We start from the raw sequence: 23,393 nt of genomic DNA, 5'->3' as shown, positions 1-23,393 counted from the left end.
GGTCAGTCGGCCCAGTGCACGCGCAGGCGCGGACCGGGCTGTTCGATGGCGGCGAGGATCGGATACTGGTGGACGTCGTTGCTGTCCAGCGCGTGCTGCAGCACTTCCAGCTTCTGCTTGCCGCGCAGCAGCAGCAGGCGCTGGCGGCAGGAACGCAGGCCATGCGGCGTCAGGGTGATGCGCAGCGGCCACTGGTTGGCGCCCGGGCAGCCGGTTGCATCCAGTGAGGCGTAGGGCAGGGTACTTTCCAGTGCACGCGGCAGCTCGCGCGAGCCGGGGAACAGCGAGCAGGTATGTCCGTCATTGCCCATGCCCAGTGCAACCACGCTCGGCTGCAGGCTGTGCTGGGCCTGCAGGTTGGCGGTGTACACGCACTCGGCCAGCGGCTTGCCGATGCGCACCAGCGGATCGAAATGGGCGCCTTCGGCACGCTGCAGGAAGTTTTCGCGGACCAGGCGCGCATTGCTGTCGCGATCCTGCGGTGACAGCCAGCGTTCGTCGGCCAGCCCCACTTCTACGCGGTCCCAGTGCACGTCCAGCTCGGCCAATGCCTGGTACACCGGCGCGGGGGTGGTGCCGCCGGACAGCAGCATGCGCGCACGGCCATGTTCGGCGATGTCGGCGTTGAGGATCTTCGCCATGTCCGCGGCAACGGATTCGATCCAGCCGTCGGCTTCGCGGTGGGCGATGAATTCGACGCGGTCGGTAGAGAAGGGAACAGGCATCAGGCAACAGCTCCGAGGGCACCGCACTGCGCATCGACCGCATAGGCCGCCGCGCCGAGCAGGCCGGGATTGGGGTGGATGACGGCCAGCGAAGGAACCCGGCCCATGATCGAAGAGAAACGACCCTTGTGTTCGAAGCGCTGGCGGAAGCCGGAATGCTGCAGGGATTCCAGCATGCGCGGCACCAGGCCGCCGGTCAGGAACACGCCGTCCCACGCCCCCTGGATGAGCACCAGGTCACCGGCGATGGCGCCGAAGATCGCGCAGAACAGGTCCACTGCACGCATCGCCTGCGGATCGCCCGTAGCGGCGCGTGCGGTGACATCGGCCGGCTTGAGGTGGCCTGGATCGAAGCCGGCCATTTCGCAGACGGCGCGATGGATGTTGACCAGCCCGGGGCCACAGATCAGGCGCTCGTTGGATACCCGGCCGAAGGTTTCCGACAGGATTTCCAGGATGCGTATCTCTTCCGGGGTGCCCGGCGGGAAGCTGACGTGGCCGCCCTCGGTTTCCAGCGGGAAGCAGCGGTCATTGCGGATCACCAGTCCACCCACACCGAGGCCGGTGCCAGGGCCGATGACGCCGTAGTTGGCCGGTGCACCGCTGCGCCGCGGACTCCACGCGGCACCGCCGATCTGCACCACATCCTTGGGCTGCAGCAGCGAAATGGCCATCGCCTGCGCGGCGAAGTCATTGATCAGGTGCAGCTCGGAAAACCCGAGCATTGCCGCCGTGCGGCTGCGCGAGATCACCCACGGGTGGTTGGTGATGCGGGCCTCGTCACCGTCCACGCGACCGGCAACGGCGAACACGCCGCGGTCTGCCTCGGCCGCGACTTCCTGCAGGTAATGCCGTGCGGCATCTCCGAGCGAAGGAAAATCGACCACCGGGAATTCCCGGATGCTGTCTTCCAGCAGCGGCGTGTCACTGGCGGTGTCGGCCAGTGCGAAGCGTGCATTGGTGCCGCCGATGTCGGCGACCAGCAGCGGCCGCTCCTGCGCCGTCATGCCGGGTCTCCGTGTGCGGTATCGATGACATCGCCAGGCAGGAAGCCGGCCGCTTCGGCGGGGCCCCAGGTGCCGGCGGCATACGGCTGCAACGGCAGATCGGCGTTCTTCCACGCATCGGCCACGCTGTCGATCCAGTGCCATGCCGCACGCACCTCGTCATCGCGGACGAACAAAGCGTGGTTGCCATTGAAGGCGTCCAGGAACAGGCGTTCGTAGGCGATGCGGCGGTGCAGGCCGGTCGGTACCGACAGATCAAGCTCGACCGGCTGCAGTTCCAGCGCGCCCCATTCCGGGCCCGCCAGGCTGCTCATCAGGCCGAGCTCGATGTTCTCCTGCGGCTGCAGCTGGAACACCAGCCGGTTCGGTGTGGCCTGGCCACGATGCGGGCGCTCGAACAACCAATGGGTGACCGGCTTCAGCGTGACCACGACCCGGCTGGTGCGCTCGGGAAGGCGCTTGCCCGTGACCAGGTGGAACGGCACGCCGCTCCAGCGCCAGTTGTCGATGTGCGCGGTGACCCCGGCGAAGGTTTCCACGTCGCTGCCTTCCGGCGGCTGATAGGCCTGCGCCGGCTGGCCGTCGATGCTGCCGGCGGTGTAGCGGCCACGCACGCTGTCACGTGCGGCGTGTTTGGCATCCAGCGGACGAAGCGAGCGCAGCACCTTGACCTTTTCATCGCGGATGCGATCGGCTTCCAGCGACGCCGGCGGCTCCATCGCCACCAGGCACAGCAGTTGCAGGATATGGCTCTGCACCATGTCGCGCAGCGCACCGGAGCGCGCGTAGTAGGCATCGCGGCCATCCACGCCTTCGCTCTCGGACACCAGGATGTGCACCGATTCGATGTAGGTCCGGTTCCACACGGCTTCCAGCAGCGTGTTGCCGAAACGCAGCGCGATCAGGTTCTGTACCGCGGCCTTGCCGAGGTAATGATCCAGGCGGAACACGCGGTCTTCGTCGATCCACTGGCCGATGGTGCTGATGATCTGCTCGGCGCTTTCGCTGTCGCTGCCGATCGGCTTCTCCAGCATCAGCCGGTGCGGTGCGGCAAGTGCACCGCCCTTGGCCAGACCTTCGCAGGTGGAGATGTACAGGCCGGGCGGAATCGCCAGGTAGCTCACGCAGCGGCGACCGACCTGGTCGGCCACGGCTTCAGCGACCGAGTCGGCGTTGCGCAGGTCCACCGAGCGGTAGTCGATACGCTGCAGCAGCGAGGCGATGTCCGCTTCGCTGGCTGCCGGCATGGATTGCTGCAGGCGCGGGCGCAGGATGTCCCGGAAGGCGTCGGTGTCGTGCGGCGACAATGCCAGCGCACGGACCTTGAAGTCTTCCGGCAGCAGGCCATCACCAAGCAGCCGCAGCAGGGAAGGGAAGAGGTAGCGCTGGGCCAGATCGCCAGTGGCGCCGAACAGGAAGAGGGTATCGTGCATTTCTCGAGTTTCAGATCCGGGTGACATCGTTGTCAATCGCTGCCTGGCTGGGTTCCGGGAGGGGTTTGGCGCTGCTTTGTCCGTTCCATCGTGGGTGCATGCCAGCGTCTGCTGGCGCTGCCCGTCACGAGGGGCCGGGTGTACGTTCCATCATCGATGCACACTGCGTGCGCAGCAACCTACGGATACTGCCACGTGAAAACGTTTACATGGCAGAATGTGCAACTGTATTCGATTGCATTGGTGCCGTCATGCGGCACTGAGGCAAAAACACTGCCATCGGGAGGGCCGAAGGCAGTCCACATGCAATGCCCAGGCAACGGGCGGACTGGAAGAGTGATATGGCAAAAGTACAGTTGCAGGGTGTGCGCAAGGTCTACGACAACGGCCAGGTCGCGGTGAAGGAAGCCACCTTTGAGGTGGCTGACGGTGAGTTGATGGTGCTCGTGGGCCCCTCGGGCTGCGGCAAGTCGACCCTGCTGCGGATGATCGCCGGGCTGGAAGAGATCAGTGGCGGCACGCTGACCATCGGCGACCGCGTGGTCAACGACGTGGCGCCGAAAGACCGCGACATCGCGATGGTGTTCCAGAGCTACGCGCTGTATCCGCACATGACCGTCGCCGAGAACCTGGCCTTCGGCCTGAAGCTGCGCGGCCACGACAAGGCGACCATCGACAAGCGCATCAGCGAAGCGGCGCAGACCCTTGGCTTGACCGACATGATGGACAAGCTGCCCAAGGCGATGTCCGGCGGCCAGCGCCAGCGCGTCGCGCTGGGTCGCGCCCTGGTGCGTGAGCCGGCGGTGTTCCTGCTCGATGAGCCGCTGTCCAACCTGGACGCCAAGCTGCGCCACAGCGTGCGCACGGAAATCGCGCAGCTGCACCGCAAGCTGGGGACCACGATGATCTACGTCACCCACGATCAGGTCGAGGCGATGACCCTCGGCCAGCGCATCGTGGTGCTGAAGGACGGCGTGATCCAGCAGATCGACACGCCGATGGCGCTGTATGACCGACCGGCGAACCTGTTCGTGGCCGGCTTCCTCGGCAGTCCGGCGATGAATGTCCTGCGCGGCACGCTGCAGGCGACCGCGGCGGGCGTGGCAGTGATCGACGGGGCATGGAAAGCGCCGCTGGGCCAGGCCACGATCGATCCGCGCTGGCTGGACAAGCCGGTGGCCGTCGGCGTGCGGCCCGAGCATCTGCAGCCGGCCGACGGCAATGCAGAGTGGGCGTTCGACGCCCGCATCGAGGGTATCGAGCCGGTGGGCAACGAGATCTTCGTCAACATGGTCAGCGGCAACCACGCCCTGACCATGCGCGTCGCACCGCGTTCGCTGCCCGCCGTGGGCGAAACCCTGCAGGTGGCGGTACAACCCGGCGCGCTGCACTTCTTCGACCCGGAAACCGGCGAGCGCCTGACCGCCTGAAGGCAGTCGACGGGTAGGGCTGACGAGTAGAGCCGACTTTAGTCGGCTGCGCGTGGGGTTGGACGAGACCACCGGCCATCACGTGAAAGGCAGCCGACTGAAGTCGGCTCTACCAGTGGGCACCGGCGTCGGCTCCCCTCGGCGCCACCTTCGGCTCTACCGCGCCAGGCCTTCCAGCAGCGGGAGGCGCTGCGCGGGCTGGCCGGCTACGCTCAGCGGGGCGTCACTGGCTTCCAGCGGCAACACCGCCAGCGCCAGCTCACCGGCCACGCAGGCTACGGTGCCCAAGGTGCTGCCGTTCTGTTCCACGGCCACACCGGGGGCGGCGCCGGCCGCAAGCTGCAACAGCTGCAGCGCGCGCTTCGCCTTGCCAAGGAAATGCGTGCGCGCCACGATCTCCTGACCCGGGTAGCAGCCCTTCTTGACGCTGTAGCCGTTCAGTCGATCCAGGCCGAGTTGCTGCGGTGTCCACTGTTCGCGCTGGCTTGCGTCCAGTCGCGGTACACCGAAGCGAAGGTCCGCCTGGCGCCACGTCGCGGTGAATCCGGCGTCCACCTGGTTGGGCGCGTCGGCGGCAATGCGCATCGTCCTCGGCAGGTCCCCGCTACCCACGTCCAATTCTAGGAATCCAGCCAGCGATCCGGCCAGAACTGCGCCAGAAGCAGTTTTCGGGGCAGTGAACGCGGCCTGCAGCTGAAGATCATCGCGCAGACCGATTTTCACTTTCCGACGGAACACAAAACGCTGCAACTGCGACGCAATCTCATCTGCGTCGCCGTCGGCGAAGATCAGCAGCAGATCATCGGAAGTGATCCGAATGAGCTGAAACACCGCGATCGTGCGGCCTTTGGCCGTCAACCACGCGCTCCACTGCCAGTGGCCATCGGCGAGGGCGACCACGTCGCTGGAGAATTGCGCCTGCGCGAACACCGCCGCGTCGGGGCCGGAAATCGCCAGCAACTGGCGGTCTGCCAGTGGGCGATATGCATCGATATCAGGGGAAAGGTTGTCAGGCACGTGCGTGAGGTCTAGAATTTGTGCGTTGCGAGAATCCTGATGATAGGCCAAACAACCCCCACTCCCGACGCTGAATCTGAAGCTCCGCTGGACCCGAAGGCGCCCGCGCCCGAAAGCATGCCTGCTGAGCAGAAGGAATACGGTGGCCGCGGCGGACTTGATCCGGTGCGGTACGGTGATTGGGAGAAAAACGGACGCTGCATCGATTTTTGATCCAGCATTGAGCCAACGCGGCAGCTGTGCCGCCCAGCCGAGACAACGAGCCCAGCGAATGGCGACCCGAGAACGCCCCCTTTCCCCGCACCTCCAGGTGTATCGCTGGCAGATCCAGATGGCCACCTCGATTCTGCATCGAGCGACCGGCATCTTTCTGTCTGTTGGAGCCTTGATCATTGCCGGCGGACTGCTCGCCCTGATGATGGGCCCCGCCTCCTGGACCTGCTTCACCGACCACGCAGGCGCCTGGTACGGCAAGCTGTTCCTGTTTGCCTGGACCTGGGCCTTCGCCTACCACCTGTGCAATGGCCTGCGCCATATCGTGCAGGACTTCGCGATCGGCTTCAGCATCCCCGCCTTCGTCCGCAGCAGCTGGCTTTCGGTGTTCGCATCGCTGGTCATCACCGCCGCGATCTGGGCCTACGTCGTGCTTTCCGGAGGTGCCGCATGAGCCGTTACCGCACCCCGCTGAAGAACGTGCGTGGCCTTGGCGCGGCCAAGACCGGTACCGAACACTTCGTCCACCAGCGCCTGACCGCCACCGCGCTGGTCGCGCTGTCGATCTGGTTCCTGGTGTTCGTGCTGAGTCTGGTCGGCGCTGATTACGTGACCGCGTCGGCGGCCATCGCCAAGCCGTGGAATGCGGTGCTGGTGGTCGGCTTCCTGGTGGCCATGTTCTGGCACGCCCAGCTTGGCCTGCAGATCGTGCTGGAAGACTACATCCACAACTCGCTGGTGGCGCTTGCGCTGCAGACCCTGGTGAAGTTCATCGCCGTGCTCGGCGCGATCGTCAGCATATTCGCTGTCGTCCGCATTGCCCTCGGCGCTGCCTGAGTCCAGGCACCAAGACAGGAATCCAGATTAGATGTCCGCTTACAAGATCACCGAACACAAGTACGACATGGTCGTGGTGGGCGCCGGCGGTGCCGGCCTGCGCGCCACGTTCGGGCTGGCTGCCAAGGGCCTGCAGACCGTGTGCCTGACCAAGGTCTTCCCGACCCGTTCGCACACCGTCGCCGCGCAGGGTGGCATCTCCGCCGCGCTCGGCAACATGGGCGAGGACGACTGGCGTTACCACTTCTACGACACGATCAAGGGCTCGGATTGGCTGGGTGACCAGGACGCGATCGAGTACATGTGCCGCGAAGCGATCCCGGCGATCATCGAGCTGGAGCACTACGGCGTGCCGTTCAGCCGTACCGAAGAGGGCAAGATCTACCAGCGCCCTTTCGGCGGCATGACCACCAAGTACGGCGAAGGCCCGGCGGCGCAGCGTACCTGCGCGGCGGCCGACCGTACCGGCCACGCCATGCTGCACACCCTGTACCAGCAGTCGCTGAAGCACGATGCACGCTTCATGATCGAGTACTTCGCGCTGGACCTGATCTTCGACGAAGACGGCACCTGCCGCGGCGTGCTGGCCATCGACATGGCCGAGGGCTCGCTGCACCTGTTCCGCGCCCAGGGCGTGGTGCTGGCTACCGGCGGCTATGGCCGTGCCTACTTCAGCGCGACCTCCGCCCACACCTGCACCGGTGATGGCGGCGGCCTGGCCATGCGTGCCGGCATCGCGATGCAGGACATGGAATTCGTGCAGTTCCACCCGACCGGCATCTACGGCGCGGGCTGCCTGATCACCGAGGGCGTGCGCGGCGAAGGTGGCATCCTGCGCAACAGCAGCGGCGAGCGCTTCATGGAGCGCTACGCACCGCACTACAAGGATCTGGCATCGCGCGACGTGGTCGCGCGTTCGATGACCGTGGAAATCCGCGAAGGCCGCGGCGTCGGCGAGCACAAGGATCACATCCTGCTCGACCTGACCCACCTCGGCCCGGGCGTGATCGATGACAAGCTGCCGGGTATCGCCGAAAGCGCGCGCATCTTTGCCGGCGTCGACGTGCACACGCAGCCGATCCCGGTCATCCCGACCGTGCACTACAACATGGGCGGCATTCCGACGAACTTCCACGGTGAAGTGGTGCGCATCGATGGCGACAACCCGGATGCAGTCATCCCGGGCCTGTATGCGATCGGCGAAGCGGCCTGCGTATCGGTCCACGGTGCCAACCGCCTGGGGTCGAACTCGCTGCTGGATCTGGTGGTGTTCGGCCGTGCGGTGGCAAACCGCTGTGCCGAAACGATCAAGCCGGGTGCATCGCACAAGCCGCTGCCGGCCGATGCCTGCGACAAGGCATTGGGGCTGCTGGACAAGCTGCGTTATGCAAAGGGCGATACGCCGACGTCGGTGATCCGCGACAACATGCAGCGCACCATGCAGGCCGATGCGGCCGTGTTCCGCACCAGCCAGACGCTGAAGGAAGGCTGCGAGAAGATGGCAGGTATCTTCAACTCGTTCCAGGACGTCAAGGTCACCGATCGTTCGCTGGTCTGGAACTCGGACCTGATCGAAACCTACGAGCTGAACAACCTGCTGCTCAATGCCGTGGCGACCATCAACTCGGCCGAGCAGCGCAAGGAAAGCCGCGGCGCACATGCGCACGAAGACTTCCCGGATCGCGACGACGTTAACTGGCACAAGCACACGCTGGTCAAGGTCGACGACCAGGGCAAGTGCAGCTTCGATTACCGTCCGGTGCACATGTACACGCTGACCGATGAGGTTGACGTGGTGCCGCCGAAGCCGCGCGTGTACTGATCGCGACCCCCGCCTACCATGCAATCCGCGCCTTGAGGGCGCGGGCCGCCTGAGCCAACGAGAGCAGCCATGGCCGAGTTTTCCCTGCCAAAGAATTCAAAGATCACGAAGGGCAAGCACTTCCCCGCTACCGGCGGCGCGAAGAACGTGCGTACCTTCAAGGTCTACCGCTGGAGTCCGGACGACGACAGCAACCCGCGTACCGATACCTACGAGATCGACCTGGACGCGTGCGGACCGATGGTCCTGGACGCGCTGATCAAGATCAAGAACGAGATCGATCCGACCCTGACCTTCCGTCGTTCGTGCCGCGAGGGCATCTGCGGTTCGTGCGCGATGAACATCGACGGCACCAATACGCTGGCCTGCACCCGCGCCATTGCCGATTGCGGCAAGGCCGAAGTGCCGATCTACCCGCTGCCGCACATGAGCGTGGTCAAGGACCTGGTGCCGGACCTGACGCATTTCTATGCGCAGTACGCGTCGATCAAGCCGTGGATCCGCACGCAGACGCCGGCACCGCCGGACCGCGAGCGCCTGCAGTCGCCGGAAGACCGCAAGAAGCTGGACGGTCTGTATGAGTGCATCCTGTGCGCGTGCTGCTCCACCAGCTGCCCGAGCTACTGGTGGAACGGCGAGCGTTACCTGGGGCCGGCCGTGCTGTTGCAGGCCTACCGCTGGATCGTGGATTCGCGCGATGAAGACACCGGTGCCCGCCTGGACGATCTGGAAGATCCGTTCAAGCTGTATCGCTGCCACACCATCATGAACTGCGCACGGACCTGCCCGAAGGGCTTGAACCCGGCGTTGGCGATTGCCGAGATCAAGAAGCTGATGATGGCGCGTCGCGCCTGATCTGCCTGCCACACTGATGCACCCTGCAGCGCCGAGCCATGCTCGGCGTTGCGCTATCCGGGAACCCTGATGGACGAAGCCACCCTGGTGAAGAAGCTGCGCTGGCGCTGCCGCCGCGGCATGCGCGAGCTGGACCAGCTGTTCGAACGCTACCTGGAGCGCGAGTGGCCCACTGCACCGGCAGCGGACCGCGAGGTTTTCCTGTTCCTGCTGGACTGCGAGGACGATAAGTTGTGGCGGTGGTTCATGGGCTACGAGGCCTGCCCGCATGCACACGCCGTCCCGATGCTCGACCGGATCCGCGCCCTCAAGGCTTGAGTGGCGACCTTCGCGCGTGCGCCTGGTGGCCGAGGCCCTGGTCGCGCTTGCTGCGCCTTGGCTGGTCGCTGCCAGCGGGATATCCGCACGCGCGCAATCACCGGTGATCCTGCTGTGCTGGCTGGTGGGCGTGGGGCTGATCTGGTCCGCGATGCGCTGCCCGCGTCGTCTGCTGTGGCTGCAGGAGCTGCCCCGTCCGTTGCTGCTGGATGGCGTGGAACTCGACGTGCCGACCCTGCAGGTACGCGGGCCGTGGCTGCAGCTGCGCTGGCAGGGACCGGGCAGCGGCGGCAGCCTGTTGTTCTGGCCGGACGTGCTGTCGCGCGGGCAGCGACGTGAACTGCGTCTAGCCGTCCGTGCACGACAGGTTTCCCGTAAGCCGCCGTAGGTGGCACCATACGCTGAATCTACCGGCGCACCTGCATGTTCAAACCCATCCCCGTGGCCATCGGCCTGCGCTACCTGCGAGCCAAGCGCCGCAACGGCTTCATCTCTTTCATTTCGATGGCATCGATCCTCGGCATTGCGCTGGGTGTCACGGTGCTGATCACCACGCTGGCGGTGATGAGCGGCTTCCAGAAGGAAATCCGTGACCGCCTGCTGCAGATGTCCGCGCACACCACCATCACCCGCGATGGCGAGCCGATGAGCGACTGGCAGCGCGCGGTGGATCTGTCCTACAAAGATCCGCGCGTGGCCGGTGCCGCGCCGTATATCGAGATCCAGGCGATGATCAGCGGCCCCCGCGTGCAGGGCGCGCTGGTGCAGGGCGTGGATCCGGCGATGGAGCCCAAGGTTTCCGTTGTCGCCGATAAAATGAAGAAGGGCCGTTTCGACAGCCTGACGCCGGGCAGCTACAACATGATCCTCGGCCAGGAGCTGGCGATCTGGCTGGGTGTTGGCGTCGGTGACCAGGTGGTGGCGACGCTGGCCGAAGTGCAGGGCACGCCGATGGGCGCGATTCCGCGGATGAAGCGCTTCACCGTCAGCGGCATCTTCGAAGCCGGTTACAACGAGATCGATCGGGGCGTGGCGTTCGCCAACATAAAGGACCTGGAGCGCGTGTTGCGCATCGATGGGGCCACGGGCGTGCGGCTGAAGCTGCATGACATGGACCAGGCGCTCAACGTCGGCGTCGACCTTGCGCAGCGCCTTGGCGGCGGCTATCGGGTCAGCGACTGGACCCAGCAGAATGCGAACCTGTACCACTCGCTGCGGATGGAAAAAGTGGTGATGGGGATCCTGCTGTCGCTGATCATCGCGATGGGCGCCTTCAACCTGGTGTCCTCGCAGGTGATGCTGGTGACCGACAAACAGGCCGACATCGCCATTCTGCGCACGCTGGGGCTGACCCCGCGCGGGGTGATGGGCGTCTTCATGGTGCAGGGCTCGCTGATCGGCATCATCGGCACGGTGGCCGGCGTGATCGGCGGCATCACCCTGACCCTCAACCTGGAACGCATCCTGGGTGCCATCGAGGCGGTGTTCAACGTCAAGCTGTTGCCGGAAGACGTCTACTACATCACCGGCCTGCCGACCGACATGCAGCCCGCCGACATCGTGGTGATCACGGTGGTCGCGCTGGCGATGAGTTTCCTTGCCACCCTGTATCCGGCGTGGCGCGCCGCCCGCACCCAGCCCGCGGAGGCGCTGCGTTATGAATGAGGTTTTCTCTCCCGGCCAGGAAGTCATCCGCGCCGAAGCGTTGGGCAAGACCTACGCGGAAGGCAAGATGCATACCCCGGTGTTCAACGGCCTGGATCTGCACGTGACGGCCGGCGAAACCGTGGCCATCATCGGTGCATCCGGCGCCGGCAAGAGCACGCTGCTGCACCTGCTGGGCGGGCTGGATACGCCGAGTGCCGGTGAAGTGTTCGTCGCGGGTCAGCAGATGTCCAAGCTGTCCGATGGCGAGCGCGGGGTGTTGCGTAACCGGGCATTGGGCTTCGTGTATCAGTTCCACCACCTGCTGCCGGAGTTCACCGCGTTGGAAAACGTGATGATGCCGGTGCTGCTGGGCGGCGGCGAGGTGGCGGCGGCCAATGACCGCGCAAAGGCGCTGCTGGAGTCGGTAGGCCTGGGTCACCGCCTGCAGCACAAGCCGGGCGAGCTGTCCGGTGGCGAACGCCAGCGTGCGGCCGTGGCGCGTGCACTGGTCAACCAGCCCGCCTGCGTGCTTGGCGATGAGCCCACCGGCAACCTGGACGACCGCACCGCAGGCACCGTATTCGAGCTGATGCTGGAACTGAATCGCGCGCGGCATACCTCGCTGGTGCTGGTCACCCACGACCGCAGCCTGGCGCGCAAACTGGACCGCGTGCTGGAGCTGCGCGAAGGCAAGCTGCACGCGCTGGCGCACGCCGACGTCTAACGTCGGCGACCCGGTAGTGACGGCCGCTGGCCGTCAAACTTGCACCGGGTTAGTGACGGACGCTGGCGTTCCACTGCAGCGGTCCCGGATTGACGGCCAGCGGCCGTCACTACCGCGTTCACGGTCGCGGTTGCATCATCGGCCGTGAATCCCCGGGATATCCGCCATGAAGCGCCTGATCACCGCCACTGTGTTGTGCCTCTGTCTTGCGGCCTGTGCCACCAGTGGCCGGTTGACCACTGAACAGAAGGTGCAGCTGTACCGCGCCCACGCCGGTGCGCCACAGAACGACATGCCGTTTACCTCCAGCCTGAGTGGCTGGCAGGAACTGGGCGACAGCGCACTGGCCGTGTGGACACGTCCCGGCGAGGCGTACCTGTTGGAGCTGTCAGGCCCGTGCCCTGACCTTCCGTATGCGCAGGCGATCGGCCTCACCAGCCGCGTCGGGCGGGTGGCCGCCCGCTTCGACAAGGTGCTCGTAGGCGGCCCCGGCCCGGGCCCGCAGATGCCGTGCTTCATCGCCCGCATCCGCCCATTGGACATCAAGGCGCTGCGCGTGGCCGAGCAGGACCTGCGCCAGGCCGCCACCCAGGAACGCGAACCTTGAGCCAACTCAGGCCTCGGGCACGAAACCCGGCGGCTTTTCCGCATTGCCCGCGAACAGGTACTTCACCAGTTCCTCTTCCAGGAAGGCGCGGTGTTTCGGATCACGCGGCGACAGCCGGTTTTCATTGATCAGCATCGTCTGGTGCGCCAGCCACGCGCTCCACGCCGGCTTGCCGATATGGGCGAAAATGCGCTGACCCAACTCACCGGGGTAGGGAACGAAGTCCAGCCCCTCGGCATCGGCTTGCTGGTACTGACAGAAAATAGTGCGGGACATGGGCAGATACTCTCAAAAAAAGGGAAGGACGGCCGCAAGAGCCGACCGGTAGAGCCGACTTTAGTCGGCTGCGGATAGCATCAGCCGACTGAAGTCGGCTCTACCGAACATCGCCACGTTCGCCGCGACCGAGCCGCATCACGAACATCGCCACGTCCAGCACCACCGATCCACATCACAACACCGCTTCCAGCAGCTTGCGGATCGGGGCGGGCAGGCCCAGCGCTGGCATGTCTTCGGCCGCCACCCAGCGCAGCATCGGATCGTCCACCTTCAGCCCGCTCACCCGCGCGCGCAACACCTGCAGCTGCAGCCGGTAATGACTGAAGGTGTGCTGCAGCAGCGGCAACGCCTGCGCATCTTCCAGCGCGCCGTCCACGTGCGCATCGAACCAGTCCTGCATCGCCAGCCCCGTGTCCGCCTGCGGCAGGGTCCACAGCGACGCCCAGATGCCCGTTTCCGGGCGCTTCTGCAGCAGCGTGCGGCCCTGGCCATCCTGCAGCAGCACCGCCACGGCCTCGCGCTCGGGTAGTACCTTGCTCGGCTTCGCCGTGGGCAATTCCGCGGTGCGGCCTTCGCGGCGGGCTACGCAGCGCTCCTGCAGCGGGCAGATCACACAGCTCGGCCTGCTGCGCGTACACAACGTAGCGCCCAGGTCCATCTGTGCCTGCGTGTAATCGGCCATCCGGCCCGCCGGCACCTGCGCGACATGGGCCTCGGCCAACGTCCACAGCGGCCGTTCCACCGCCGGCAGCCCAGGAAACCCCTCGATGCCGTGGTAGCGGGTCAGTACCCGCTTGACGTTGCCATCCAGGATCGCGAAAGGCTCCTTCCACGCTTGGCTGAGGATTGCCCCGGCGGTGCTGCGGCCGATGCCCGGCAAGGCGTGCAGCGCATCGAGATCGCGCGGCAGTTCGCCACCGTGGTCGGCCACGCAGCGCTTGGCAGCCGCATGCAGGTTGCGCGCACGGGCGTAATACCCCAGCCCGGCCCACTGCGCCATTACCGCATCGTTCTCGGCGGCGGCAAGGTCGGGCAGGGTGGGGAAGTGATGCAGGAATTTCAGGAAGTACGGGATGACCGTCGCGACCTGGGTCTGCTGCAGCATGATTTCCGACAGCCACACCCGGTAGGGCGTTCGCGGATGCTGCCAAGGCAGGTCATGGCGGCCGTGGCCATCGAACCAGTGCAGCAAGTGGGCGACGAACGGATCGCCGCCGCCGGCGACCGACGCCAGCGGAGGCGCGGCCGCGACGACGGTGGCGGCCTCAGGCACTGCCCAGCGCTTCAGGCAGCAGCGCGTCGACGAAGGCTTCCGGGTCGAACACGCGCAGGTCTTCCGGACGCTCACCAATACCGGCGAAGCGGATCGGAATGCCGAATTCCTGCGCCAGCGCGAACACCACGCCGCCCTTGGCCGTTCCATCCAGCTTGGTCACGACCAGGCCGGTGACATTCACTGCGGCGTTGAACTGGCGCAGCTGCGACAGCGCGTTCTGGCCCGTCGTGCCGTCGATCACCATCAGCACTTCATGCGGTGCGCCGGGATCGATCTTGCCCAGTACGCGACGGATCTTGCCCAGCTCGTTCATCAGCCCGGACTGGGTGTGCAGGCGGCCGGCGGTATCGGCGATCAGCACCGAGGTGCCGCGCGCCTTGCCGGCCTGCAGTGCATCGAATGCAACCGAAGCGGCATCGGCATTCTGGCCTTGCGCGATCACGGTGACGCCATTGCGGTCGCCCCACGACTGCAACTGCGCAACCGCAGCGGCACGGAAGGTGTCGCCGGCGGCCAGCATCAGGCTGTGGCCTTCGTCTTTGAAGCGCTTGGCCAGCTTGCCGATGGTGGTGGTCTTGCCGACGCCGTTGACGCCCACGGTGAGCACGACGAAGGGCTTGGCACTGCGGTCGATGACCAGCGGCTTGGCCACCGGCACCAGGATGTTGATCAGGTCGGCGCGCAGTGCTTTCAGCAGCGCCTGCGCATCGGCGAACTCGCGTGACTTCATGCGTCGGCGCAGGCTTTCGACCAGCGTGGTGGTCGCGGTGACGCCGACATCGGCGGTGATCAGCGCGGTCTCGATTTCATCCAGCAGGTCATCGTCGAGCTTGGGGTTGCGTGAGAACAACCCACCAAAGCTGCGGGCGAACGTGCTGTTACGCAGTCTTTCGCGCCAACCGCTCTTACCGGCAGGTGCAGGCTCCGCATCCACCAGCACGGGCAGGTCGGCGGCCGGGGCGGCCGGTTCCATGGCAGGCGTAACCGGCGCGATCGGCGCCAGTACAGCGGCGGCGGCAAGCGCCTCGGCCACGAAATCTTCAGGCGCGCGCTCGGCGGTGGGTTGCGCTGCGGGGGGCGCAGGCGCAGGGGTAACGGGCGCCGGCGCCGCGACCACGGGCGGCGCAGGTGCAACCCGTGCGGGCACACTGACCACGGGCGGTGTCGGGACAACGGGTGCCGGTGCAGCCACCACCGGTGACGGCGCGCTGGGCGCCTGCGGCGGCTCGCTCACCACTGGCGCCTCGAGCGCTACGGGCGGGGCAGGGATTTCCTCGGCCGGGCGTGCCGATGGGAAGGCAGCCGCCAGCTCTTCAGCCGTGTAGTGATGGGTCTTGGGCGCGTCGGCCTGCGGCGCATCCTGGGTCTTTTTACGACGGAAAAAACTAAGCATTGGCGGGCAGCGGCTTTGAATCAGGGGACAGGGTACCACCGGCCCCGGTAGGGCCTGCGTGGAGGAAGGGAAGCAACCTGGTAGAGCCGACTTCAGTCGGCTGGCGTAGACCGAGCAGCTTGGTAGAGCCGACTTTAGTCGGCTGACGTGGATCGAGCAGCCGACTGAAGTCGGCTCTACCAAGAGCCAGACCGAGCAGCCGACCAGAGCCGGACCGGGCAGCCGCAGCAGCGTGACGACCGATCGTCCTCACGCTACTGCATCACGAACGGCCTTTACGCCGACAGCTCCAGCAGCAGCTTGTTCAAACGAGCCACATAGGCGCCCGGATCTTTCAGGCTGTCACCGGCGGCCAGCGCGGCCTGGTCGAACAGTACCCGGCCCAGGTCGTCGAAGCGCTCGCCGTCTGCTTCCGCGTCCAGCTTGGCAATCAGCGGGTGGCCCGGATTGATCTCCAGCACCGGCTTGCTCTCCGGCACCTTCTGCCCGCTGGCTTCCAGGATCTGCCGCATCTGCAGGCCCAGGTCCTGCTCGCCGATCGCCAGCACGGCGGGCGAGTCGGTCAGCCGGTGCGACACCCTGACCTCGGCGACGTCATCCCCCAGCGCGGTCTTCAGGCGCTCGACAAGGGCCTGCTTGTCCTTGGCTGCCGATTCCTGTGCCTGCTTGTCTTCCTCGCTTTCCAGCGCGCCCAGGTCCAGGTCGCCCCGTGCGATGTCAACGAAACGCTTGCTGTCGAACTCGGTCAGGTAGCCCATCAGCCACTCGTCGATGCGGTCGGTCAGCAGCAGGACTTCAATGCCCTTCTTGCGGAACACTTCCAGATGCGGGCTGTTGCGCACCTGGGTGTAGCTCTCGCCCGTCAGGTAGTAGATCTTGTCCTGTCCTTCCGCCACGCGACCGAGATAATCGGCCAGCGACACCGTCTGCGCATCGCCATCGCCACGGGTCGAGGCGAAACGCAGCAGGCCGGCGATCTTCTCGCGGTTGTTGAAGTCTTCGGCGGGGCCTTCCTTCAGCACCTGGCCGAATTCCTTCCAGAACGTCGCGAACTGCTCCGGCTTGTCCTTGGACAGCTTCTCCAGCATGTCCAGCGAGCGCTTGGTCAGCGCGGACTTCATCGAATCGATGACCGGCCCGGACTGCAGGATTTCGCGCGACACATTCAGCGAGAGGTCGTTGGAATCCACCACGCCCTTGATGAAGCGCAGGTACAGCGGCAGGAACTGCTCGGCCTGGTCCATCACGAACACACGCTGCACGTACAGCTTCAGGCCCTTGGGGGCCTCACGGTGGTACAGGTCGAACGGTGCGCGGCCCGGCACGTACAGCAGCGAGGTGTACTCCAGCTTGCCTTCGACCTTGTTGTGGCTCCACGCGAGCGGATCGCCGTGATCGTGGGCAACGTGCTTGTAGAACTCGGTGTATTCCGCGTCGGTGATCTCGGTGCGCGGACGCGTCCACAGCGCACTGGCGCGGTTGACGGTTTCCCATTCCAGCGCCGGCGCCGCATCGTCGCCTTCGGCGGCCGGCTGTTCCTTCGGCATCTGGATCGGCAGGCCGATATGGTCGGAGTACTTTTTCAGGATGCCGCGCAGGCGCCAGCCATCGGCGAAGTCCTGCTCGCCCTCCTTCAGGTGCAGCACGATGCGGGTACCGCGCTCGGCTTTTTCCACCTGCGCGATATCGAACTCGCCTTCGCCGCGCGAGGACCAGCGCACGCCTTCGGCGGCCGACGCACCGGCGCGACGCGAGTACACATCCACCTGGTCGGCCACGATGAAGGCGCTGTAGAAGCCGACGCCGAACTGGCCGATCAGCTGCGAGTCCTTCTTCTGGTCGCCGGAGAGCTGGCGCAGGAAGTCGCCGGTACCTGATTTGGCGATCGTACCCAGGTGGGCGATGGCTTCGTCGCGGCTCATGCCGATGCCGTTGTCTTCGATGGTCACCGTGTGCGCGGCGGCATCGAAGCTGACGCGCACGCGCAGCTCGTTGTCACCGTCCAGCAGGGCCGGCTGGGTCAGCGCTTCGAAGCGCAGCTTGTCGGCTGCGTCGGCGGCATTGGACACCAGCTCGCGCAGGAAGATTTCCTTGTTCGAGTACAGCGAGTGAATCATCAGCTGCAGCAGCTGTTTGACCTCGGTCTGGAAGCCAAGGGTCTCGGTCTGTGTGGTTTCAGTCATCGCATGGGGCTCCGTGTCAGTGCCGCGTCAGCGTGTGCGGCCTGCGCAAGGGGTGAGGGTGATTGTCCCGTTATCAAGGCCCTCGGCGTCGGGCGAACGGCTGAGCCCCTCGTGGTGGGTCGATGGAAGCGGTGTCCTGGGAGTGGGCCGGGCGGGAGGGGTTGGTGGGGGACGGCAAAAACCGCATCCATGCGGGCCTCGTTTCGCGCCATCCTTGGCGGGGTCCACGTCATCGCATTCGCGCTGCCGCTCCCACGCTTTGCTTCGCAAACCGCGGGCCCCGTCTCACCAGCACCCACACCCCGCCGCTTCGCGGCCGCCCCTGACTCAGGGGCTCCCTCCGCCCGACGCGTCAACGGGGCCTGCGGTAGCGCCGAGCCGTGCTCGGCGGAATGTTTCCGCCCACGGCCCGCTGCGCTCGCCGACCATGGGTCGGCGCTACCGCTTTTTCTTTTTCTTTTTACGTGGCGGGACGCGCGCACGGACTGTCAGGGCCGGGCGGGAGGGGTTGGTGGGGGCGTTGAGCGCCAGGGATGGCGCGAAACGAGGCCCGCATGGATGCGGTTTTTGCCGTCCCCCACCAACCCCTCCCGCCCGGCCCACTCCCAGGACACCGCTGTCCGCGACCCACCACGAAGGGCTCAGCCGTTCGCTGCTGCCGCTACAATCGAAACATGCTGAATTCCATGAAACAGACCCGTAGGCGGGTCAATCCCGGTAGCGCGCCATGAGCGGCCGCGGTGGCAACGAGGGCCAGGTCCGCATCATCGGCGGCCAGTGGCGCAACACACGGCTGCCGGTGCCCCCCCTGCCAGGCCTGCGCCCCAGCAGCGACCGGGTGCGCGAAACCCTGTTCAACTGGCTGATGCCCCGGCTGGGCGGGGCGCGGGTGCTCGATGTCTTCGCCGGCAGCGGCGCACTCGGGCTGGAGGCCGTGTCACGCGGTGCGGCGCACGCCACGCTGATCGAGCGTGATCCGCAGCTGGCGGCGAACCTGACGGCGGTGGTGGCCAAGCTCAAGGCCGAGTCGCGCGTGCAGGTGGTTCAGGGCGATGCGCTGCGCTGGCTGCAGAGCGCGCCGCCGGCACAGGCCGACATCGCCTTCGTCGATCCGCCGTTCGCAGCCGGGCTGTGGGAAAGCACGCTGGCCCAGCTGCCGCGACACCTGGCCGCCGACGCCTGGCTGTACGTGGAGTCACCCGAAGGCCAGGCCCCGCGCTTGCCGGCGGAGTGGCTGCTGCACCGCGAAGGAGGCACCCGCGAGGTGCGCTTTGCGCTGTATCGGCGCGCCACTGCTACACTTTGACCAAATCTGAACGTTTACGACCGCACATGACCGTCGCCAATCGTCGCATCGCTGTCTACCCGGGCACCTTCGACCCCATCACCAATGGTCACATCGACCTGGTGAACCGGGCCGCTCCGCTGTTCGAAAAAGTAGTGGTCGGCGTGGCGCAGAGCCCGTCCAAGGGCCCGACGCTGCCGCTGGAGCTGCGCGTGCAGTTGGCCCGCGGCGCGCTGTCGCACCACGACAACGTGGAAGTGATCGGCTTTGATACCCTGCTGGCGCACTTCGTGCGTTCGGTGCAGGGCGGCATCCTGCTGCGCGGGCTGCGCGCGGTCTCCGATTTCGAGTACGAGTTCCAGATGGCCAGCATGAACCGCCACCTGATCCCGGAAGTCGAAACCCTGTTCCTGACACCGGCCGAGCAGCACAGCTTCATCTCCTCGTCGCTGGTGCGCGAAATCGCACGCCTGGGTGGCGACGTGTCCGGCTTCGTGCCGGCGTCGGTGCTCGATGCGCTGCGCAGGGCCCGCGAAGCTAAGGCAGCGCAGGCCTGAACCACCCGCCCGTGGCGCACCAGCGCCGCCGGCATCCTTACGTATCCACTGCAATCCACAGAATCACCACGGGAGATCACCCATGAACACCACCATGCGCGCCATGCTGCTGGCCTCGCTTGCCCTGGCCTTCACCGCCTGCAAGAAGGAAGAAGCCCCGGCTCCGGCCGCCGACGCCCAGCAGGCGCTGGTCGCTCCGGCCAAGGACGACGATGCCGGCTGGAAGAAGTACCTGCAGACCGTGGCCGTGCAGAACATGGGCACCGTGACCAACAGCCCGTTCCTGTACTACCTCGCACCGGAATCGGATCCGGAGTTCGCCGCCAAGTTCGAGCGCCAGACCGAGAGCGCCACCCAGGCCGTCGCCCGTGGCGTGCAGCCGGGCAACATGCTGGCCTTCGGTTCGTCGGCCTCGGCCAAGATGGCCGACATGATCCAGGTCGTGTTCAAGGACGTGTCGCCGGATTCCATGAAGAACGTGCGCGTGCTGTTCATCGGTGACGCTGCGGACAATGCCCGCGTGCAGGCTGTCGTCCAGCCGACCGGTGCCGAGTACGTGTTCGTCGAAGCCAAGTAATACCCGTGCGGTAGCGGCCACGCCCTGCGGCGTGGCCGTAGGTGCCCCCGACGGGGTGCCACTGACCGGCCAGCGCGCCCGCGCCGGCCGGTGCCAGTCCAGCGGTCTGCCTTGCCAGGCAGTCCGCGCTGCGCGGGCGAGGAGTCCATCGCCGTGTCGCTGAAAATCAATGAGCTCTGCGTCAACTGTGACGTCTGCGAGCCGGCCTGCCCCAACCAGGCCATTTCGATGGGTGAAACCATCTACGTGATCGACCCTGCACGCTGTACCGAGTGCGTGGGCCATTTCGACGAAGCCCAGTGCGTGGTCGTCTGTCCGGTGGAATGCATCGACCCGGACCCGGACATCGTCGAAACGCACGACCAGCTGATGGCCAAACTGCGCGGCCTGCAGCACGATCACCCTGAACTCTACGCGGAGCCCCCATCCGAATGAACCCGATCCTGCGCCCCTTGTTGCTGCTGGGCCTGCTGCTGTCTGCGCCGCTGGCGTGGGCGCAATCCACTGGCCCCACCCGTGCCGCCCATCCCGATGGCGTGGCGATCGCCAGTGGCCATCAGTTGGCCACGCAGGCCGGCATGGACATCCTGGCGCAGGGGGGCAATGCCTTCGATGCGGCCGTCGCGGTGTCCTCCACCTTGGCGGTGGTCGAACCGATCAGCTCCGGGCTGGGCGGTGGCGGCTTCTTCCTGCTGCACGATGCCGCCTCGGGCAAGGACCTGATGCTGGACGCACGCGAGACCGCACCGGCGGCCGCCACCGAAGCGGCGTTCCTGGACAAGGACGGCAATCTGGATCGCGACCGTTCGGTCAACGGTGCCTGGTCGGCCGGTATCCCAGGCCTGCCTGCGGCACTGGTCGAGCTGTCCTCCAAGCACGGCAAGCTGCCGCTGAAGACCTCGCTGCAGCCGGCGATCCGCATCGCCACCGAAGGCTTCCCCGTGTACGCGCGGATGGCCAAGGGCTACCAGTCGCGCCGTGAAGTGATGGAACGTTATGCCGGTACGCGCGAGGTCTACCTGCGCAACGGCAAGCCGATTGCCGAAGGCGACATCTTCCAGCAGCCGGAACTGGCACGCACGCTGCAGCGTCTGGCGGACGGCGGATTCGATGGGTTCTACCGCGGACAGACCGGCAAGCTGCTGCTGGCCGGGGTCAAGCAGGCCGGTGGCCGCTGGACGGCCGACGAGCTGTCCGGCTACACGGTGAAGGTGCGCGAGCCGATCGTGTTCGATTACAACGGCTGGAAGATCACCACCGCGCCGCCGCCGTCTTCCGGTGGCATTGCGTTGGCCAGCATGCTGCAGATCCTCGAGGGCTGGGACATCAAATCGATGGATGAGGCGCACCGCGCCCACCTGGTGGTGGAGGCCATGCGCCGCGCATACCGCGATCGCACCTTCTTCCTTGGTGATCCGGATTTCGTCGACATCCCGCAGAAAGTGCTGACCAGCAAGGATTACGCGCAGGGGCTGCGCGCGACCATCCATCCGGAAAAGGCCACGCCCAGCGATCTGCTGTCGGGCAATCCGACGCCGCTGGAAGATGACGAGACCACGCACTTCTCGATCATCGACCGCGACGGCAACCGCGTGGGTGCAACGCAGACGGTGAACCTGCTGTACGGCTCCGGTTTGATTCCGAAGGGCACCGGCGTACTGCTGAACAACGAAATGGATGACTTCGCGCTCAAGCCCGGTACCCCCAACGCCTTCGGCGTGATGGGTTACGCGGCGAATGCGCCGAAGGCCGGCAAGCGCATGCTGAGCTCAATGACGCCGACCTTCATGGAAAGCGACGACAAGGTGGTGGTGCTGGGCACTCCGGGTGGCAGCCGCATCATCACCATGGTGCTGCTGGGCATCCTCGGCTACGACCAGGGCCTGACCGCGCAGCAGGTTGCCGCGTTGCCGCGTTATCACCACCAGTGGTTGCCGGATGCGATCGAAGCGGAAACCGATGCGTTCGATGCCGGCACCATCAAGCAGCTGCAGGCCATGGGCCACAAGATCGACCTGCCGGGCGACAGCGCCGCTGGCGGTCGCGGATCCAGCCACGTGTGGGGCAACCTGCAGACGGTGGAATGGGATCGCCGCAGCAATACGTTGTACGGCGGCAGCGACCCGCGCAATCCGGTCGGCAGCGCGCAGGTGAAGTAAATGGTTCAGCGGTAGCGCCGCGCCACACTCGGCGTGACCGCCCCGGCTAGCGATTATTTAACGGTAGCTGACCGATACTTGCCGCATGAAACTATGGTCGATCCGCGGCAACACGCAACGTCTGGATGGCGGTGCGATGTTCGGCAACGCTCCACGTGCGGTGTGGGAAAAATGGGCGGCGCCCGACGAACTCAACCGCATCGAACTGGCGTGTCGCGCGTTGTTGGCCAGCCCGCTGCACGGCAAGACCGTGCTGTTTGAAACCGGGATCGGCGCCTTCTTCGAACCGCGGCTGCGCGAGCGCTACGGTGTGCAGGAAAGCCGGCACGTGCTGATCGATTCCCTGCGCGAAGCGGGTTTCGAGCACGAAGACATCGATGTGGTGGTGTTGAGCCACCTGCACTTCGACCACGCCGGTGGGCTGCTGGCGCCATGGGTGGAGGGCAGGCCCCCCGAACTGCTTTTCCCCAATGCCACCTTCGTGGTGGGTGCCGAGCACTGGCAGCGTGCAGTGCAGCCCCACCCGCGCGACCGCGCCAGCTTCATCCCGGAACTGCCCGCCCTGTTGCAGGAGAGCGGACGCCTGGAAATCGTGCAGGGCGAGTACTCGCAGGTACTGGGTGCCAGCGTGCGTTTCAGTTTCAGCGACGGCCACACGCCTGGCCTGATGCTGGCGGAGATCGTCGGCCAGCCAACGGCAGACGGCCAGACCCGGGGCGGGGTGGTGTTCTGTGCCGACCTGGTGCCGGGCCGGTCCTGGGTGCACGTGCCGATCACCATGGGCTACGACCGCAACGCGGAACTGCTGATCGACGAGAAGAAACAATTCCTCGAAGACAAGCTGTCGCGCAACGTCCACCTGTTCTTTACCCACGACCCGCAGATCGCGCTGGCGCAACTCCAGCGCGACGACAAGGGGCGATTCGTGACCGTGCACGAGCAGCACGAACTCACCGCCCGCGCCCTGTAACACCAAAAAGGGGACGGAGGGGATTAAGTCGCATTTGGCCCACGCGTGGGCCAAATGCGACTTAATCCCCTCCGTCCCC

At 66.0% G+C, this 23,393-nt stretch carries 25 protein-coding genes; 17 read left to right on the top strand and 8 right to left on the bottom strand.

Features of this window, described 5'->3' with window-relative positions:
* Window positions 1-2 precede the first annotated feature (2 nt).
* The 3 genes from pgl to zwf are packed head-to-tail and all read right to left on the bottom strand — an operon-like array spanning window position 3 to window position 3,165.
* On the bottom strand, window positions 3-725 hold the full coding sequence (gene pgl / locus ICJ04_RS11390) for a 6-phosphogluconolactonase (RefSeq protein WP_188324369.1): 723 nt from the start codon (window positions 723-725) through the stop codon (window positions 3-5).
* Window positions 725-1,732 (bottom strand): glucokinase, encoded by a 1,008-nt coding sequence (gene glk, locus ICJ04_RS11385; protein ID WP_188324368.1) that lies wholly within the window; start codon window positions 1,730-1,732, stop codon window positions 725-727. Before glk ends, pgl begins: the two co-directional genes overlap by 1 nt.
* Complete coding sequence (zwf, locus tag ICJ04_RS11380) at window positions 1,729-3,165, bottom strand: glucose-6-phosphate dehydrogenase (protein ID WP_188324367.1); 1,437 nt, start codon at window positions 3,163-3,165, stop codon at window positions 1,729-1,731. The genes glk and zwf overlap by 4 nt, the downstream gene beginning before the upstream one ends.
* Window positions 3,166-3,506: 341 nt before the next feature.
* Between zwf and ugpC the strand changes: the two genes are divergently transcribed.
* On the top strand, window positions 3,507-4,595 hold the full coding sequence (ugpC, locus tag ICJ04_RS11375; RefSeq protein ID WP_188324366.1) for a sn-glycerol-3-phosphate ABC transporter ATP-binding protein UgpC: 1,089 nt from the start codon (window positions 3,507-3,509) through the stop codon (window positions 4,593-4,595).
* Between the two features lie 156 nt (window positions 4,596-4,751).
* Here ugpC and ICJ04_RS11370 read toward each other — a convergent pair whose 3' ends face one another.
* Window positions 4,752-5,612 (bottom strand): folate-binding protein, encoded by an 861-nt coding sequence (locus ICJ04_RS11370; RefSeq protein WP_223202866.1) that lies wholly within the window; start codon window positions 5,610-5,612, stop codon window positions 4,752-4,754.
* A 39-nt stretch (window positions 5,613-5,651) separates the two neighbouring features.
* Between ICJ04_RS11370 and ICJ04_RS18535 the strand changes: the two genes are divergently transcribed.
* The 10 genes from ICJ04_RS18535 (at window position 5,652) to ICJ04_RS11325 (ending at window position 12,635) form a co-directional block, all read left to right on the top strand.
* The gene (locus tag ICJ04_RS18535; RefSeq protein ID WP_223202865.1) at window positions 5,652-5,825 is read left to right on the top strand and encodes a DUF1674 domain-containing protein; all 174 of its coding nucleotides are present in this window, start codon (window positions 5,652-5,654) and stop codon (window positions 5,823-5,825) included.
* A gap of 58 nt (window positions 5,826-5,883) precedes the next feature.
* Window positions 5,884-6,279 carry a succinate dehydrogenase, cytochrome b556 subunit gene (gene sdhC / locus ICJ04_RS11365; RefSeq protein ID WP_188324364.1) on the top strand — a complete coding sequence of 132 codons (396 nt, stop codon included), beginning with the start codon at window positions 5,884-5,886 and terminating at the stop codon, window positions 6,277-6,279.
* On the top strand, window positions 6,276-6,662 hold the full coding sequence (sdhD, locus tag ICJ04_RS11360; protein WP_188324363.1) for a succinate dehydrogenase, hydrophobic membrane anchor protein: 387 nt from the start codon (window positions 6,276-6,278) through the stop codon (window positions 6,660-6,662). Before sdhC ends, sdhD begins: the two co-directional genes overlap by 4 nt.
* A 31-nt stretch (window positions 6,663-6,693) precedes the next feature.
* Complete coding sequence (gene sdhA / locus ICJ04_RS11355; protein ID WP_188324362.1) at window positions 6,694-8,484, top strand: succinate dehydrogenase flavoprotein subunit; 1,791 nt, start codon at window positions 6,694-6,696, stop codon at window positions 8,482-8,484.
* Window positions 8,485-8,553: 69 nt separating this feature from the next.
* On the top strand, window positions 8,554-9,339 hold the full coding sequence (locus ICJ04_RS11350; RefSeq protein WP_188324361.1) for a succinate dehydrogenase iron-sulfur subunit: 786 nt from the start codon (window positions 8,554-8,556) through the stop codon (window positions 9,337-9,339).
* 69 nt (window positions 9,340-9,408) lie between these two features.
* Entirely contained in the window at window positions 9,409-9,657 is a 249-nt protein-coding gene (locus ICJ04_RS11345; protein WP_188324360.1) for a succinate dehydrogenase assembly factor 2, read from the top strand.
* A 25-nt stretch (window positions 9,658-9,682) separates the two neighbouring features.
* Window positions 9,683-10,045 carry a hypothetical protein gene (locus ICJ04_RS11340; RefSeq protein ID WP_223202864.1) on the top strand — a complete coding sequence of 121 codons (363 nt, stop codon included), beginning with the start codon at window positions 9,683-9,685 and terminating at the stop codon, window positions 10,043-10,045.
* Between the two features lie 35 nt (window positions 10,046-10,080).
* The gene (locus ICJ04_RS11335) at window positions 10,081-11,322 is read left to right on the top strand and encodes a lipoprotein-releasing ABC transporter permease subunit (protein WP_188324359.1); all 1,242 of its coding nucleotides are present in this window, start codon (window positions 10,081-10,083) and stop codon (window positions 11,320-11,322) included.
* Window positions 11,315-12,028, top strand: a complete 714-nt coding sequence (gene lolD, locus ICJ04_RS11330; RefSeq protein WP_188324358.1) for a lipoprotein-releasing ABC transporter ATP-binding protein LolD — start codon at window positions 11,315-11,317, stop codon at window positions 12,026-12,028. The genes ICJ04_RS11335 and lolD overlap by 8 nt, the downstream gene beginning before the upstream one ends.
* A 166-nt stretch (window positions 12,029-12,194) precedes the next feature.
* Window positions 12,195-12,635, top strand: coding sequence for a DUF6491 family protein (locus tag ICJ04_RS11325; protein ID WP_188324357.1), 441 nt, complete (start codon window positions 12,195-12,197; stop codon window positions 12,633-12,635).
* 6 nt (window positions 12,636-12,641) lie between these two features.
* On the opposite strand, the gene ICJ04_RS11320 is transcribed toward ICJ04_RS11325, so the two are convergent.
* The 4 genes from ICJ04_RS11320 to htpG all read right to left on the bottom strand — a co-directional run bounded on the left by ICJ04_RS11320 (window position 12,642) and on the right by htpG (window position 17,766).
* A complete protein-coding gene (locus ICJ04_RS11320; protein WP_188324356.1) occupies window positions 12,642-12,911 on the bottom strand; it encodes an oxidative damage protection protein in 270 nt (89 codons plus the stop codon).
* Between the two features lie 175 nt (window positions 12,912-13,086).
* Window positions 13,087-14,148, bottom strand: coding sequence for an A/G-specific adenine glycosylase (gene mutY / locus ICJ04_RS11315; protein ID WP_188327306.1), 1,062 nt, complete (start codon window positions 14,146-14,148; stop codon window positions 13,087-13,089).
* A 31-nt stretch (window positions 14,149-14,179) separates the two neighbouring features.
* Window positions 14,180-15,583, bottom strand: a complete 1,404-nt coding sequence (gene ftsY, locus ICJ04_RS11310; RefSeq protein WP_188324355.1) for a signal recognition particle-docking protein FtsY — start codon at window positions 15,581-15,583, stop codon at window positions 14,180-14,182.
* 275 nt (window positions 15,584-15,858) lie between these two features.
* Window positions 15,859-17,766 (bottom strand): molecular chaperone HtpG, encoded by a 1,908-nt coding sequence (htpG, locus tag ICJ04_RS11305; protein ID WP_188324354.1) that lies wholly within the window; start codon window positions 17,764-17,766, stop codon window positions 15,859-15,861.
* A gap of 727 nt (window positions 17,767-18,493) precedes the next feature.
* Between htpG and rsmD the strand changes: the two genes are divergently transcribed.
* The 6 genes from rsmD (at window position 18,494) to ICJ04_RS11275 (ending at window position 23,314) form a co-directional block, all read left to right on the top strand.
* Complete coding sequence (gene rsmD / locus ICJ04_RS11300) at window positions 18,494-19,072, top strand: 16S rRNA (guanine(966)-N(2))-methyltransferase RsmD (RefSeq protein ID WP_188324353.1); 579 nt, start codon at window positions 18,494-18,496, stop codon at window positions 19,070-19,072.
* A gap of 26 nt (window positions 19,073-19,098) precedes the next feature.
* Window positions 19,099-19,608: a pantetheine-phosphate adenylyltransferase gene (gene coaD, locus ICJ04_RS11295; protein ID WP_188324352.1), complete on the top strand. Its 510-nt coding sequence runs from the start codon at window positions 19,099-19,101 to the stop codon at window positions 19,606-19,608.
* A gap of 82 nt (window positions 19,609-19,690) precedes the next feature.
* Complete coding sequence (locus tag ICJ04_RS11290; RefSeq protein ID WP_188324351.1) at window positions 19,691-20,185, top strand: hypothetical protein; 495 nt, start codon at window positions 19,691-19,693, stop codon at window positions 20,183-20,185.
* Window positions 20,186-20,338: 153 nt separating this feature from the next.
* The gene (locus ICJ04_RS11285; RefSeq protein WP_042612382.1) at window positions 20,339-20,620 is read left to right on the top strand and encodes a YfhL family 4Fe-4S dicluster ferredoxin; all 282 of its coding nucleotides are present in this window, start codon (window positions 20,339-20,341) and stop codon (window positions 20,618-20,620) included.
* Window positions 20,617-22,344, top strand: a complete 1,728-nt coding sequence (ggt, locus tag ICJ04_RS11280; protein ID WP_188324350.1) for a gamma-glutamyltransferase — start codon at window positions 20,617-20,619, stop codon at window positions 22,342-22,344. Before ICJ04_RS11285 ends, ggt begins: the two co-directional genes overlap by 4 nt.
* Window positions 22,345-22,429: 85 nt before the next feature.
* Window positions 22,430-23,314, top strand: a complete 885-nt coding sequence (locus ICJ04_RS11275) for an MBL fold metallo-hydrolase (RefSeq protein WP_188324349.1) — start codon at window positions 22,430-22,432, stop codon at window positions 23,312-23,314.
* The last annotated feature ends 79 nt before the right edge of the window (window positions 23,315-23,393 follow it).

Origin of the sequence: Stenotrophomonas sp. 169 (assembly GCF_014621775.1) — a bacterium.
In the GTDB taxonomy this organism is placed as follows: Bacteria; Pseudomonadota; Gammaproteobacteria; order Xanthomonadales; family Xanthomonadaceae; genus Stenotrophomonas.
The sequence above is the reverse complement of the archived record's forward strand: the minus strand, read 5'-3'. Positions and strand labels throughout refer to the sequence as shown.

Excerpts from the sequence above, each read along its gene's own strand:
- ICJ04_RS11325 (WP_188324357.1), top strand. The coding sequence starts at position 12,195 with ATGAAGCGCCTGATCACCGCCACTGTGTTGTGCCTCTGTCTTGCGGCC.
- ICJ04_RS11345 (WP_188324360.1), top strand. The coding sequence starts at position 9,409 with ATGGACGAAGCCACCCTGGTGAAGAAGCTGCGCTGGCGCTGCCGCCGC.
- coaD (WP_188324352.1), top strand. The coding sequence starts at position 19,099 with ATGACCGTCGCCAATCGTCGCATCGCTGTCTACCCGGGCACCTTCGAC.
- glk (WP_188324368.1), bottom strand. The coding sequence starts at position 1,732 with ATGACGGCGCAGGAGCGGCCGCTGCTGGTCGCCGACATCGGCGGCACC.
- rsmD (WP_188324353.1), top strand. The coding sequence starts at position 18,494 with ATGAGCGGCCGCGGTGGCAACGAGGGCCAGGTCCGCATCATCGGCGGC.
- ICJ04_RS11320 (WP_188324356.1), bottom strand. The coding sequence starts at position 12,911 with ATGTCCCGCACTATTTTCTGTCAGTACCAGCAAGCCGATGCCGAGGGG.
- ICJ04_RS18535 (WP_223202865.1), top strand. The coding sequence starts at position 5,652 with ATGATAGGCCAAACAACCCCCACTCCCGACGCTGAATCTGAAGCTCCG.
- ugpC (WP_188324366.1), top strand. The coding sequence starts at position 3,507 with ATGGCAAAAGTACAGTTGCAGGGTGTGCGCAAGGTCTACGACAACGGC.
- pgl (WP_188324369.1), bottom strand. The coding sequence starts at position 725 with ATGCCTGTTCCCTTCTCTACCGACCGCGTCGAATTCATCGCCCACCGC.
- htpG (WP_188324354.1), bottom strand. The coding sequence starts at position 17,766 with ATGACTGAAACCACACAGACCGAGACCCTTGGCTTCCAGACCGAGGTC.
- zwf (WP_188324367.1), bottom strand. The coding sequence starts at position 3,165 with ATGCACGATACCCTCTTCCTGTTCGGCGCCACTGGCGATCTGGCCCAG.
- sdhD (WP_188324363.1), top strand. The coding sequence starts at position 6,276 with ATGAGCCGTTACCGCACCCCGCTGAAGAACGTGCGTGGCCTTGGCGCG.
- ICJ04_RS11350 (WP_188324361.1), top strand. The coding sequence starts at position 8,554 with ATGGCCGAGTTTTCCCTGCCAAAGAATTCAAAGATCACGAAGGGCAAG.
- ggt (WP_188324350.1), top strand. The coding sequence starts at position 20,617 with ATGAACCCGATCCTGCGCCCCTTGTTGCTGCTGGGCCTGCTGCTGTCT.
- ftsY (WP_188324355.1), bottom strand. The coding sequence starts at position 15,583 with ATGCTTAGTTTTTTCCGTCGTAAAAAGACCCAGGATGCGCCGCAGGCC.
- sdhC (WP_188324364.1), top strand. The coding sequence starts at position 5,884 with ATGGCGACCCGAGAACGCCCCCTTTCCCCGCACCTCCAGGTGTATCGC.
- ICJ04_RS11290 (WP_188324351.1), top strand. The coding sequence starts at position 19,691 with ATGAACACCACCATGCGCGCCATGCTGCTGGCCTCGCTTGCCCTGGCC.
- sdhA (WP_188324362.1), top strand. The coding sequence starts at position 6,694 with ATGTCCGCTTACAAGATCACCGAACACAAGTACGACATGGTCGTGGTG.
- ICJ04_RS11335 (WP_188324359.1), top strand. The coding sequence starts at position 10,081 with ATGTTCAAACCCATCCCCGTGGCCATCGGCCTGCGCTACCTGCGAGCC.
- lolD (WP_188324358.1), top strand. The coding sequence starts at position 11,315 with ATGAATGAGGTTTTCTCTCCCGGCCAGGAAGTCATCCGCGCCGAAGCG.
- ICJ04_RS11275 (WP_188324349.1), top strand. The coding sequence starts at position 22,430 with ATGAAACTATGGTCGATCCGCGGCAACACGCAACGTCTGGATGGCGGT.